At 56.3% G+C, this 12,743-nt stretch carries 11 protein-coding genes; all 11 read left to right on the forward strand.

The features are described 5' to 3' along the window. Window positions 1-50: 50 nt before the first annotated feature. Window positions 51-1,058 carry a catabolite repressor/activator gene (cra, locus tag F8561_RS23535; RefSeq protein WP_014168621.1) on the forward strand — a complete coding sequence of 336 codons (1,008 nt, stop codon included), beginning with the start codon at window positions 51-53 and terminating at the stop codon, window positions 1,056-1,058. A gap of 598 nt (window positions 1,059-1,656) precedes the next feature. Next, a complete protein-coding gene (gene mraZ, locus F8561_RS23540; RefSeq protein ID WP_025205427.1) occupies window positions 1,657-2,115 on the forward strand; it encodes a division/cell wall cluster transcriptional repressor MraZ in 459 nt (152 codons plus the stop codon). A 2-nt stretch (window positions 2,116-2,117) separates the two neighbouring features. After that, complete coding sequence (gene rsmH, locus F8561_RS23545) at window positions 2,118-3,059, forward strand: 16S rRNA (cytosine(1402)-N(4))-methyltransferase RsmH (protein ID WP_014168623.1); 942 nt, start codon at window positions 2,118-2,120, stop codon at window positions 3,057-3,059. Further along, window positions 3,056-3,421, forward strand: coding sequence for a cell division protein FtsL (gene ftsL, locus F8561_RS23550; RefSeq protein ID WP_008501989.1), 366 nt, complete (start codon window positions 3,056-3,058; stop codon window positions 3,419-3,421). Before rsmH ends, ftsL begins: the two co-directional genes overlap by 4 nt. Window positions 3,422-3,436: 15 nt before the next feature. Next, window positions 3,437-5,203: a peptidoglycan glycosyltransferase FtsI gene (locus tag F8561_RS23555; RefSeq protein WP_014168624.1), complete on the forward strand. Its 1,767-nt coding sequence runs from the start codon at window positions 3,437-3,439 to the stop codon at window positions 5,201-5,203. After that, window positions 5,190-6,677, forward strand: coding sequence for a UDP-N-acetylmuramoyl-L-alanyl-D-glutamate--2,6-diaminopimelate ligase (murE, locus tag F8561_RS23560; RefSeq protein ID WP_032679622.1), 1,488 nt, complete (start codon window positions 5,190-5,192; stop codon window positions 6,675-6,677). Before F8561_RS23555 ends, murE begins: the two co-directional genes overlap by 14 nt. After that, on the forward strand, window positions 6,674-8,032 hold the full coding sequence (gene murF / locus F8561_RS23565; RefSeq protein WP_151888033.1) for a UDP-N-acetylmuramoyl-tripeptide--D-alanyl-D-alanine ligase: 1,359 nt from the start codon (window positions 6,674-6,676) through the stop codon (window positions 8,030-8,032). The genes murE and murF overlap by 4 nt, the downstream gene beginning before the upstream one ends. Further along, window positions 8,026-9,108, forward strand: a complete 1,083-nt coding sequence (mraY, locus tag F8561_RS23570) for a phospho-N-acetylmuramoyl-pentapeptide-transferase (protein ID WP_008501985.1) — start codon at window positions 8,026-8,028, stop codon at window positions 9,106-9,108. Before murF ends, mraY begins: the two co-directional genes overlap by 7 nt. Window positions 9,109-9,110: 2 nt before the next feature. Then, window positions 9,111-10,427 carry a UDP-N-acetylmuramoyl-L-alanine--D-glutamate ligase gene (murD, locus tag F8561_RS23575; RefSeq protein ID WP_025205419.1) on the forward strand — a complete coding sequence of 439 codons (1,317 nt, stop codon included), beginning with the start codon at window positions 9,111-9,113 and terminating at the stop codon, window positions 10,425-10,427. Further along, window positions 10,427-11,671 carry a cell division protein FtsW gene (ftsW, locus tag F8561_RS23580; protein WP_014168628.1) on the forward strand — a complete coding sequence of 415 codons (1,245 nt, stop codon included), beginning with the start codon at window positions 10,427-10,429 and terminating at the stop codon, window positions 11,669-11,671. Before murD ends, ftsW begins: the two co-directional genes overlap by 1 nt. Then, complete coding sequence (murG, locus tag F8561_RS23585) at window positions 11,668-12,732, forward strand: undecaprenyldiphospho-muramoylpentapeptide beta-N-acetylglucosaminyltransferase (protein ID WP_020882577.1); 1,065 nt, start codon at window positions 11,668-11,670, stop codon at window positions 12,730-12,732. The genes ftsW and murG overlap by 4 nt, the downstream gene beginning before the upstream one ends. The last annotated feature ends 11 nt before the right edge of the window (window positions 12,733-12,743 follow it).

Consider the following 12,743-nt stretch of genomic DNA (forward strand, 5'->3'; position numbering starts at 1 on the left):
CCATAACCTTGCCAAGGCCATGGACTCTTTTCTTTTTTTAAGGGGCAATTGTGAAACTGGATGAAATCGCCCGGCTAGCCGGCGTGTCACGAACAACGGCCAGCTATGTGATTAACGGTAAAGCAAAGCAGTACCGTGTCAGCGATAAGACCGTTGAAAAAGTTATGGCGGTGGTTCGTGAACATAACTACCATCCGAATGCTGTCGCAGCCGGCCTGCGTGCCGGACGCACCCGCTCTATTGGTCTGGTGATCCCGGATCTGGAAAACACCAGCTATACCCGTATCGCCAACTATCTTGAACGTCAGGCGCGCCAGCGTGGCTATCAGTTGCTGATTGCCTGCTCGGAAGACCAGCCCGACAACGAGATGCGCTGTATTGAGCATCTGCTCCAGCGTCAGGTCGATGCCATCATCGTCTCCACCTCTTTACCGCCTGAACACCCATTCTATCAACGCTGGGCGAACGACCCATTCCCGATTGTGGCGCTGGATCGTGCGCTCGACAGGGAGCATTTCACGAGCGTCGTCGGTGCCGATCAGGATGATGCCGAGATGCTGGCGGCAGAGCTGAGAACCTTCCCGGCTGAAACGGTGCTGTATCTGGGGGCGCTGCCTGAACTGTCAGTCAGCTTCCTGCGTGAACAGGGGTTCAGAACCGCCTGGAAAGACGATCCCCGTGAGGTGCACTACCTCTATGCCAACAGCTATGAACGTGAAGCGGCCGCACAGCTTTTCGAGAAATGGCTGGAAACGCACCCGATGCCGCAGGCGTTATTCACCACCTCATTTGCTCTGCTGCAGGGGGTGATGGATGTGACCTTACGCCGTGAGGGTAAACTGCCTTCCGACCTGGCCATCGCGACCTTCGGTGATAACGAGCTGCTCGACTTCCTCCAGTGCCCGGTTCTGGCGGTGGCTCAACGCCATCGTGATGTGGCTGAACGCGTGCTGGAAATTGTGCTGGCAAGTCTGGACGAGCCGCGTAAACCGAAGCCGGGTCTGACGCGAATTAAACGTAATCTTTACCATCGCGGAATTCTGAGCCGCCATAAATGAAATGACGGGGCGGAGAAATCTGCCCCCTTTTGACGAAATAATTCGCCGGGATAATTCCCGTAGAGAAATTAGGATAATTCTTGCGAATTTACCTTCTGCTATTTTTCTTAATTCATTTTGGCGTTTAAGGGTTCCTTTAAAGGACGTTTAAACGATTTTAAATGCCTGTCTTTGTATTATTTTGTTACAAACCCTCTTCCGGCGATGAATATTCAGACGTTTTTCCTTCTCCTGTGCCAGCTTGCACGGCAACCGCCGCGTTTCGCGAGCCCTGGGGTGAATCTGGCGCTGTTATCCCCTGAGAATCTGTCATAAAATGCTGCCCGCGTCGCAAACTGACACTTTATATTTATCTGCGATGATATTGAGTGAGCCTTAACGCTAGTGTGCATATTCGGTTTTTTTCTTACAAATATTCATAACGTTAATTTTGCCTCGCCAGTTGTGCAGTTATTAACCAGGACTGTTTATCTCTGTAAATAGAGGCCTTTCGGGCCTGTATAGGGAGAGTCCTGGCTTGACAAGCTTTTCCCTCGCTCCGTAAACTCCTTTAGGTGGGAATTTGTGGGTTAAAGTGGTGAGGAGGGGTGAGACTGGCATGTTCCGTGGAGCTACGTTAGTCAATCTCGACAGCAAAGGGCGTTTATCGGTACCAACCCGATACCGCGACCAGCTGATTGAGAACGCTACGGGTCAAATGGTTTGCACCATTGACATCAACTCCCCCTGCCTGCTGCTTTACCCCTTACCTGAATGGGAAATTATTGAGCAAAAGCTGTCGCGACTGTCGAGCATGAACCCGCAGGAACGCCGCGTGCAGCGGCTGTTATTGGGACATGCCAGTGAATGTCAGATGGATAGCGCAGGGCGATTACTGATTGCCCCTGTGTTACGGCAACATGCCGGTCTGACCAAAGAAGTGATGCTGGTCGGGCAGTTCAACAAGTTTGAACTGTGGGATGAAACGACCTGGTATCAACAGGTCAAGGAAGATATCGACGCTGAGCAGTCTGATTCCGCGACATTATCGGAACGGCTGCAGGACTTGTCTCTATAAATATGATGGAAAATTACAAACACAAAACGGTGCTGCTGGATGAGGCCGTTAACGGCCTGAATATTCGTCCGGACGGCATCTACATTGATGGCACTTTTGGTCGCGGTGGCCACTCGCGCTTAATCCTCTCCCAGCTTGGAGCGGAAGGGCGTCTGCTGGCAATCGATCGCGATCCGCAGGCGATTGCCGTTGCGCAAACCATCGATGACCCACGCTTTTCCATCGTGCATGGACCTTTCTCTGCGCTTGCTGATTATGTTGCCGAGCGCGGCCTGACGGGCAAGATCGACGGAATCCTTCTCGATCTTGGCGTCTCTTCACCCCAGCTTGATGATGCTGAACGCGGCTTCTCCTTTATGCGCGATGGTCCACTGGACATGCGCATGGATCCTACTCGCGGTCAGTCTGCCGCCGAGTGGTTACAGACCGCGGACGAAGCGGATATTGCCTGGGTGATCAAAACCTTCGGCGAAGAGCGTTTTGGCAAGCGTATCGCGCGCGCCATCGTTGAGCGTAATCGCATTGAGCCGATGACCCGCACGAAAGAGCTGGCCGAGGTGATCGCGGCAGCGACGCCGGTGAAGGATAAGCACAAACATCCCGCGACCCGTACCTTCCAGGCGGTTCGCATCTGGGTAAACAGTGAACTGGAGGAAATAGAGCTGGCGCTAAAAAGCTCGCTCGACGTGCTGGCCCCGGGTGGGCGGTTATCCATCATCAGCTTCCATTCGCTGGAAGACCGCATTGTGAAGCGCTTTATGCGTGAACAAAGCCGCGGTCCACAGGTTCCAGCGGGGCTGCCGATGACGGAAGAACAACTCAGGAAGCTGGGTGGCCGTCAGTTGCGAGCATTAGGCAAGTTGATGCCGGGCGAAGAAGAAGTGGCACAGAATCCACGCGCCCGTAGTTCAGTGCTGCGTGTTGCAGAGAGGACGAACGCATGATCGGCAGAGTGACAGAGACCCTAAGCAAAGTTAAGGATTCGTTAGGAAGCAACGAGCGCCATGCCTTGCCTGGCGTGATCGGCGACGATCTTTTGCGGTTTGGGAAACTGCCACTCTGTCTGTTCATTTGCATCATTGTCACGGCCGTCACAGTGGTCACGACTGCCCACCACACACGCTTGTTAACTGCGCAACGCGAGCAGATGGTACTGGAACGCGATGCGCTGGATATTGAATGGCGAAACCTGATCCTTGAAGAAAATGCGCTCGGCGATCACAGCCGGGTTGAACGGATCGCAACGGAAAAGCTGCAATTGCAGCATGTTGATCCTTCTCAGGAAAATATTGTAGTACAAAAATAAGGGAAAACGCGACGCATGAGAGCAGCGGCAAAAACGCTTAAACCAAAACGTCAGGAAGAACAGGCCAACTTTATCAGTTGGCGTTTTGCGTTGCTTTGCGGCTGCATTTTACTGGCGCTGGGTTTCCTGCTGGGACGCGTGGCATGGTTGCAAATCATCGCCCCTGACATGCTGGTTCGACAGGGCGACATGCGTTCCCTTCGCGTTCAGGAAGTGTCGACGTCCCGCGGGATGATCACCGACCGCTCAGGCCGTCCACTGGCCGTGAGCGTACCGGTTAAAGCCATCTGGGCCGATCCGAAAGAGCTGCACGATGCGGGTGGCATTACGCTTGATAACCGCTGGAAGGCGCTCTCGGATGCCCTGAAAATGCCGCTGGATCAGCTCGCTTCCCGCGTCAACGCCAATCCAAAAGGGCGTTTTATCTATCTGGCGCGTCAGGTCAACCCTGACATGGCGGACTACATTCGTAAGCTGAAGCTGCCGGGTATTCACCTTCGTGAAGAATCCCGCCGCTACTATCCTTCCGGCGAAGTAACCGCTCACCTCATTGGCTTTACCAACGTTGATAGCCAGGGGATTGAGGGCGTTGAAAAAAGCTTCGATAAATGGCTCACCGGCCAGCCTGGCGAGCGAATTGTTCGTAAAGACCGCTACGGCCGCGTTATCGAAGATATCTCTTCCACGGACAGTCAGGCGGCACACAACCTGGCGCTGAGTATTGATGAGCGTCTGCAGGCATTGGTCTACCGCGAGCTGAACAACGCCGTCGCTTTCAACAAGGCGGAATCCGGCAGCGCCGTGCTGGTGGACGTCAGTACGGGCGAAGTGCTGGCGATGGCCAACAGCCCGTCCTATAACCCGAACAACTTTACCGGCACCGCAAAAGATGCGATGCGTAACCGGGCGATTACCGACGTGTTCGAACCGGGGTCCACGGTGAAACCGATGGTGGTCATGACGGCGCTCCAGCGTGGCATCGTCAATGAAAACACGGTTCTGAACACGATCCCTTACCGTATTAACGGCCACGAGATTAAAGACGTGGCGCGCTACAGCGAATTGACCCTGACCGGGGTTTTACAGAAGTCGAGTAACGTTGGCGTTTCAAAGCTGGCGTTAGCGATGCCGTCCTCAGCGTTAGTAGAGACTTACTCACGTTTTGGGCTTGGAAAGGCGACCAATTTGGGGTTGGTCGGAGAACGCAGTGGCTTATATCCTCAAAAACAACGGTGGTCTGACATAGAGAGGGCCACCTTCTCTTTCGGCTACGGGCTAATGGTAACGCCGTTACAGTTAGCGCGAGTCTACGCAACGATTGGCAGCTATGGCGTCTATCGTCCGCTGTCCATTACCAAAGTTGATCCACCGGTTCCAGGTGAGCGTATCTTCCCGGAATCCATCGTTCGTACCGTCGTTCATATGATGGAAAGCGTGGCGCTGCCTGGCGGCGGCGGCGTGAAGGCGGCGATCAAAGGCTATCGCATCGCCATCAAAACAGGTACCGCGAAAAAAGTGGGGCCAGACGGCCGTTACATCAACAAATACATTGCCTATACCGCAGGCGTTGCGCCTGCCAGTAATCCGCGTTTTGCGCTGGTGGTCGTCATTAACGATCCACAGGCGGGTAAATACTACGGCGGCGCCGTTTCCGCGCCTGTGTTCGGGGCCATCATGGGCGGCGTGTTGCGCACCATGAACATCGAACCGGATGCGCTGGCAACGGGCGAGAAAAGTGAATTTGTAATTAATCAAGGCGAGGGTACAGGTGGCAGATCGTAATTTGCGCGACCTTCTCGCTCCGTGGGTGCCTAATGCACCGGAGCGAGCACTGCGAGAGATGGTACTGGACAGCCGTGCGGCTGCTTCTGGCGATCTTTTTGTGGCGGTGGTCGGTCATCAGGCGGACGGGCGTCGTTATATCCCGCAGGCGATTGCGCAAGGTGTTGCTGCCATTATTGCTGAGGCCAAAGATGAGGCAACTGACGGTGAAATCCGTGAAATGCACGGGGTGCCGGTCATCTATCTCAGCCAGTTAAACGAGCGTCTTTCTGCGCTGGCCGGACGTTTCTATCACGAACCGTCCGATCGGCTGCGTCTGGTGGGCGTGACAGGTACAAACGGCAAAACCACGACCACGCAGCTCATGGCGCAGTGGGCGCAGCTGCTGGGTGAAACCGGTGCGGTCATGGGAACTGTCGGTAACGGTCTGTTGGGCAAAGTGAGCCCGACCGAAAACACCACCGGCTCCGCAGTCGACGTACAGCACGTGCTGGCCGGCCTGGCAGGGCAGGGGGCAACCTTTGCCGCGATGGAAGTCTCTTCCCACGGTCTGGTGCAGCACCGCGTGGCGGCGCTGAAGTTTGCCGCCTCGGTATTCACTAACCTGAGCCGCGATCACCTTGATTATCATGGTGATATGGAGCATTACGAAGCGGCGAAATGGCTGCTCTACTCCACCCACCATAGCGGACAGGCCATCATCAACGCTGACGACGAAGTCGGTCGCCGCTGGCTGGCGAAGCTGCCGGATGCGGTTGCGGTGTCGATGGAAGACCATATCAACCCGAACTGCCACGGCCGCTGGCTGAAGGCGGTTGCGGTGGATTATCACGACAGTGGCGCCACCATTCGTTTTACCTCCTCATGGGGTGACGGTGAAATTGAAAGCCGCCTGATGGGCGCGTTTAACGTCAGCAACCTGCTGCTGGCGCTGGCGACGCTGCTGGCGCTGGGTTATCCGATGAACGCGCTGCTGGAAACGGCTGAGCGTTTGCAGCCGGTATGTGGCCGTATGGAAGTGTTCAGCGCACCGGGCAAACCGACTGTGGTGGTCGATTATGCCCACACGCCGGACGCACTGGAAAAAGCGCTGGAAGCGGCGCGTCTGCACTGCACCGGTAAGCTCTGGTGTGTGTTTGGCTGCGGTGGCGACCGTGATAAGGGCAAACGTCCACTGATGGGTGCCATTGCTGAACAGTTCGCGGATATTCCGGTTGTGACCGATGACAACCCGCGTACTGAAGAGCCGCGCGCCATTATTAACGACATTCTGTCGGGCATGCTGGATGCAGGCCGCGCCCGCGTGGTGGAAGGCCGTGCGGAAGCCGTGACCAACGCCATCATGCAGGCTCAGGAAAATGACGTTGTGCTGCTGGCCGGGAAAGGCCATGAGGATTATCAGATTGTTGGCAACCGTCGTCTCGATTATTCGGACCGCGTCACGGCCGCGCGTCTGCTGGGAGTCGTGGCATGATTAGCATCACCTTAAGTCAGGCCGCTGCGGTACTGCAGGGCGAGCTGCTGGGTCACGATCTGACCATCAAGGCCGTGACGACCGATACCCGCAAAGTGACCCCGGGTTGTCTGTTTGTGGCGCTGAAGGGCGAACGTTTTGACGCGCATGATTTTGCACAACAGGCCAGGGAGAATGGTGCAGGGGCGCTGCTGGTCAGCCGTAAACTCGCTGTCGATCTGCCGCAGATCGTGGTGAAAGATACCCGTCTGGCATTCGGCGAGCTGGCGGCCTGGGTTCGTCAGCAGGTGCCGACGCGCGTCGTCGCGCTGACCGGTTCATCAGGCAAAACCTCTGTGAAAGAGATGACTGCGGCCATCCTGAGCCAGTGCGGAAATACGCTTTATACAGCAGGCAACCTTAACAATGATATCGGCGTGCCGATGACATTACTTCGCCTGACCAAAGAGCATGAATTTGCCGTGATCGAGTTAGGGGCAAACCACCAGGGCGAAATCGCCTGGACCGTGAGACTGACGCGCCCGGAAGCAGCGCTGGTGAATAACCTGGCCGCTGCACATCTGGAAGGTTTTGGTTCGCTGGAAGGCGTGGCGAAAGCTAAAGGCGAGATCTATACCGGCCTGCCGGAAGACGGTATCGCCATTATGAATGCCGACAACAATGACTGGCTGAACTGGCAACAGATCATTGGTTCCCGCAAGACCTGGCGCTTCTCGCCGAACGCGGCCAACAGTGATTTTACCGCGACCAATATTCATGTGACTTCGCATGGCACGGAATTCACCCTTAATACCCCAACCGGTGGCATTGAGGTGCTTCTGCCATTGCCGGGTCGTCATAATATCGCCAATGCGCTCGCGGCAGCGGCGCTGTCGATGGCGGTTGGTGCGTCGCATCAGGCGATTAAAACCGGTCTGGCAAATTTAAAAGCCGTGCCGGGGCGTCTGTTCCCGATCCAGCTTGCGGAAAACAAACTGCTTCTGGATGACTCCTATAACGCGAACGTCGGCTCAATGACCGCGGCGGTGCAGGTGTTGTCTGAGATGCCAGGTTATCGCGTGCTGGTGGTGGGCGATATGGCTGAGCTGGGTGATGAAAGCGAAGCGTGTCATGTCCAGGTGGGGGACGCGGCGAAAGCGGCAGGTATTGATTGCGTGCTGAGCGCCGGAAAACTGAGCCAGGCGATTAGCCATGCCAGCGGTGTTGGCGAGCACTTTGCCGATAAAGCCGCGCTGATTGAACGCCTTAAGGCATTGATGACAGAAAAACAAATTGTGACTGTGTTAGTGAAAGGTTCACGTAGTGCCGCCATGGAAGAGGTTGTGCACGCATTACAGGAGAACGGGACATGTTAGTTTGGCTGGCCGAACATTTGGTCAAATATTATTCAGGCTTTAACGTCTTTTCCTATCTGACGTTTCGCGCCATTGTCAGCCTGCTGACTGCGCTGTTCATCTCTTTGTGGATGGGCCCGCGCATGATTGCCCGTCTGCAAAAACTCTCCTTCGGTCAGGTTGTGCGTAACGACGGTCCGGAGTCGCACTTCAGCAAGCGAGGTACGCCGACCATGGGCGGGATCATGATCCTGACCGCGATCGTTGTTTCCGTACTGCTGTGGGCTTATCCCTCTAACCCGTACGTCTGGTGCGTACTTACCGTGCTGGTGGGCTACGGCATCATTGGGTTTGTTGATGATTACCGCAAGGTCGTGCGTAAAGACACCAAAGGTCTGATCGCCCGCTGGAAATACTTCTGGATGTCGGTGATTGCGCTGGGCGTGGCCTTCGCGCTGTATCTGGCAGGAAAAGACACCCCCGCCACCGAGCTGGTGGTGCCGTTCTTTAAAGACGTGATGCCGCAGCTGGGACTGTTCTACATTCTGCTGGCCTACTTCGTCATCGTGGGCACCGGTAACGCCGTAAACCTGACCGACGGTCTGGATGGCCTGGCGATTATGCCAACCGTCTTCGTCGCCGCCGGTTTTGCGCTGGTGGCGTGGGCCACCGGTAACATGAACTTTGCTAACTATCTGCACATTCCATACCTGCGACACGCAGGCGAACTGGTTATCGTCTGTACGGCGATTGTCGGGGCGGGACTGGGCTTCCTGTGGTTCAACACCTACCCGGCGCAGGTCTTTATGGGTGACGTCGGTTCACTGGCTCTGGGCGGCGCGCTGGGCATTATTGCCGTACTGCTGCGCCAGGAGTTCCTGCTGGTGATTATGGGTGGGGTATTTGTGGTTGAAACCCTTTCAGTGATTTTGCAGGTCGGGTCCTTCAAGCTGCGCGGTCAGCGCATCTTCCGTATGGCACCGATTCACCATCACTATGAACTGAAAGGCTGGCCGGAACCGCGCGTGATTGTGCGCTTCTGGATTATTTCGCTGATGCTGGTGCTGATTGGCCTGGCAACGCTGAAGGTACGTTAATCATGGCAGATTACCAGGGCAAAAAAGTCGTTATCATCGGGTTGGGCCTGACAGGCCTCTCCTGCGTGGACTTTTTCCTCGCGCGCGGCGTGACGCCTCGCGTAATGGATACGCGTGTTTCTCCGCCGGGTCTGGATAAACTGCCGGAACAGGTTGAACGCCACCTTGGTGGTCTGAATGATGACTGGCTGCTGGCAGCCGATCTGATTGTCGCCAGCCCCGGTATGGCGCTGGCGCATCCTTCACTCAGCGCCGCGGCCGATGCGGGCGTTGAGATTGTCGGTGATATTGAGTTGTTCTGCCGTGAAGCGCAGGCACCCGTTATCGCGATTACCGGCTCTAACGGTAAAAGCACCGTCACCACCCTTGTGGGTGAGATGGCGAAAGCGGCGGGCATGAACGTGGGTGTGGGAGGCAATATTGGCCTGCCAGCGCTAATGCTGCTGGATAAAGGCTGTGAATTGTACGTCCTCGAGCTTTCCAGCTTCCAGCTGGAAACGACCTCCAGCCTTCGTGCGGCCGCGGCGACGATCCTTAACGTTACTGAAGATCATATGGATCGCTATCCGTTTGGTCTGCAGCAGTACCGCGCCGCCAAACTGCGCATTTATGAAAATGCGAAGGTCTGCGTCGTCAACGCGGATGATGCCCTGACCATGCCGGTGCGCGGGGCGGACGATCGCTGCATTAGCTTTGGCATCACCATGGGTGACTATCATCTTAACCGTCAACTGGGCGAAACCTGGCTGCGCGTGAAGGGTGAGAAAGTGCTGAACGTGAAAGAGATGAAGCTTACCGGCCAGCATAACTACACCAATGCTCTGGCGGCGCTGGCGCTGGCGGATGCCGTAGGGCTGCCGCGTTCGTCCAGCCTGCAAGCATTGACCACCTTTACCGGCCTGGCGCACCGTTTCCAGCTGGCGCTGGAGCACAACGGTGTGCGCTGGATTAATGACTCAAAAGCCACCAACGTCGGCAGTACCGAGGCCGCCCTGAACGGCCTGCACGTTGAAGGTACCCTGCATTTACTGCTGGGTGGCGACGGTAAATCGGCGGATTTCTCCACGCTGAAACCGTATCTCGCCGGGAATAATATCCGCTTGTACTGCTTTGGTCGCGACGGCAGTGAGCTGGCTGAGCTGCGTCCTGACATTGCCGAGCAAACCGAGACCATGGAGCAGGCGATGCGGCTGATTGCCCCTCGCGTGAAGCCGGGTGATATGGTGCTGCTCTCTCCGGCCTGCGCCAGTCTCGATCAATTCAAGAATTTCGAACAGCGTGGCGATCTCTTTACCCGTCTGGCGAAGGAGTTAGGCTGATGCGTTTATCTCTCCCTCGCCTGAAAATGCCGCGCCTGCCAGGATTTGGCGTTCTGGCGTGGGTGTTTGCGGCACTCAAAGGCTGGGTGATGGGCTCTCGTCAAAAAGATAACGACAGCCTGGTCATGTACGACCGTACGCTCTTCTGGCTCACGCTGGGACTGGCGGCGGTTGGTTTTATCATGGTGACCTCGGCGTCAATGCCTGTCGGGCAGCGACTGGCGAACGATCCGTTCCTGTTTGCGAAACGTGATGGCCTGTACATCATCCTGGCGTTCTGTCTGGCGCTGGTGACATTACGTCTGCCGATGGAGTTCTGGCAGCGGCACAGTACCGCGATGCTGATCGCCTCCATCATTATGCTGCTGATCGTACTGGTGGTCGGGAGCTCCGTAAACGGGGCATCGCGCTGGATTGCCTTTGGCCCACTGCGTATTCAGCCCGCGGAATTTACCAAGCTCTCCCTGTTCTGCTACCTGGCTAACTACCTGGTACGTAAAGTGGATGAAGTGCGTAATAACCTGCGCGGCTTCTTAAAACCCATGGGCGTTATTCTGGTGCTGGCGGTCTTACTGCTGGCGCAGCCTGACCTTGGTACCGTGGTCGTGCTGTTTGTCACCACGCTGGCAATGCTGTTCCTGGCCGGGGCGAAGCTGTGGCAGTTCATCGCCATCATCGGAATGGGTATCTCAGCGGTTGTGCTGCTGATCCTCGCCGAGCCTTACCGTATCCGCCGTGTGACCTCATTCTGGAACCCGTGGGAAGACCCGTTTGGCAGCGGTTATCAGCTGACGCAGTCGCTGATGGCTTTTGGTCGCGGTGAAGTCTGGGGTCAGGGGCTGGGCAACTCGGTACAGAAACTGGAGTATTTACCCGAAGCGCACACTGACTTCATCTTCTCCATTATTGGGGAAGAACTGGGTTATATCGGTGTGGTATTAGCGCTATTAATGGTATTCTTCGTCGCTTTCCGCGCCATGTCGATTGGGCGGAAAGCGCTGGAGATCGATCACCGCTTTTCAGGTTTCTTAGCCTGCTCAATAGGTATCTGGTTTAGTTTCCAGGCATTGGTTAACGTCGGGGCCGCAGCGGGTATGCTGCCGACCAAAGGCCTGACGTTGCCGTTGATCAGTTATGGTGGTTCCAGTCTGCTGATTATGTCGACGGCCATCATGATGTTGTTACGCATAGATTATGAAACGCGTCTGGAAAAAGCCCAGGCGTTTACACGAGGTTCACGATGAATCAACCGAAGCGGTTAATGGTGATGGCAGGCGGTACCGGTGGACATGTGTTCCCGGGGCTCGCAGTTGCGCACCATTTAATGGATCAGGGCTGGCAGGTACGCTGGCTGGGAACCGCGGACCGCATGGAAGCCGACCTGGTACCGAAGCACGGTATCGAGATCGACTTTATTCGCATTTCCGGCTTACGCGGAAAAGGCATTAAGGCCCAGCTTCTGGCACCGGTGCGTATTTTCAACGCCTGGCGTCAGGCGCGCGCCATCATGAAGCGTTTTAAGCCTGATGTGGTGCTGGGGATGGGCGGCTATGTTTCTGGCCCGGGTGGGCTGGCGGCCTGGTCATTGGGCATCCCCGTGGTGCTGCATGAGCAGAACGGCATTGCCGGTCTGACCAATAAATGGCTGGCGAAAATTGCCACCAAAGTGATGCAGGCTTTCCCGGGAGCCTTCCCGAAGGCGGACGTGGTGGGTAACCCGGTGCGCGTAGACGTGCTGGCGCTGCCATTACCGGATGCGCGCCTGCCTGGTCGTGAAGGGCCGGTCCGTGTGCTGGTCGTTGGCGGTTCTCAGGGCGCACGCATTTTAAACCAGACGATGCCGCAGGTTGCAGCAAAGCTGGGTGATGCGGTGACAATCTGGCACCAAAGCGGAAAAGGTGCTCAACAGATGGTTGAGCAGGCTTACGCCGATGAAGGCCAGCCGCAGCATAAAGTGACGGAATTTATCGACGACATGGCCGCAGCGTATGCCTGGGCCGATGTCGTGGTCTGCCGCTCTGGCGCATTGACGGTGAGCGAAATTGCCGCCGCCGGGTTGCCGGCTCTGTTTGTGCCGTTCCAGCACAAAGACAGACAGCAGTACTGGAATGCGCTGCCGCTTGAGAAAGCCGGCGCCGCGAAAATATTTGAACAGCCACAATTTACCGCCGATGCGGTCGCCACCACCCTGGCGGGCTGGAACAGAGAGGCATTACTGGAGATGGCGCAACGCGCACGCGCGACCGCTATTCCTGATGCAACGGAACGGGTGGCAAAAGAAGTGAGCCTGGCAGCCCAGGCTTAACCCTCGCAGCG

This window comes from Enterobacter sp. 198 (assembly GCF_009025585.1).
GTDB lineage: Bacteria > Pseudomonadota > Gammaproteobacteria > Enterobacterales > Enterobacteriaceae > Enterobacter > Enterobacter ludwigii.

Bases quoted from the DNA above. Each gene is read 5' to 3' on its own strand.
- mraZ (WP_025205427.1), top strand. From the start codon at position 1,657: ATGTTCCGTGGAGCTACGTTAGTCAATCTCGACAGCAAAGGGCGTTTA.
- rsmH (WP_014168623.1), top strand. From the start codon at position 2,118: ATGATGGAAAATTACAAACACAAAACGGTGCTGCTGGATGAGGCCGTT.
- ftsL (WP_008501989.1), top strand. From the start codon at position 3,056: ATGATCGGCAGAGTGACAGAGACCCTAAGCAAAGTTAAGGATTCGTTA.
- F8561_RS23555 (WP_014168624.1), top strand. From the start codon at position 3,437: ATGAGAGCAGCGGCAAAAACGCTTAAACCAAAACGTCAGGAAGAACAG.
- murF (WP_151888033.1), top strand. From the start codon at position 6,674: ATGATTAGCATCACCTTAAGTCAGGCCGCTGCGGTACTGCAGGGCGAG.
- mraY (WP_008501985.1), top strand. From the start codon at position 8,026: ATGTTAGTTTGGCTGGCCGAACATTTGGTCAAATATTATTCAGGCTTT.
- murD (WP_025205419.1), top strand. From the start codon at position 9,111: ATGGCAGATTACCAGGGCAAAAAAGTCGTTATCATCGGGTTGGGCCTG.
- ftsW (WP_014168628.1), top strand. From the start codon at position 10,427: ATGCGTTTATCTCTCCCTCGCCTGAAAATGCCGCGCCTGCCAGGATTT.
- murG (WP_020882577.1), top strand. From the start codon at position 11,668: ATGAATCAACCGAAGCGGTTAATGGTGATGGCAGGCGGTACCGGTGGA.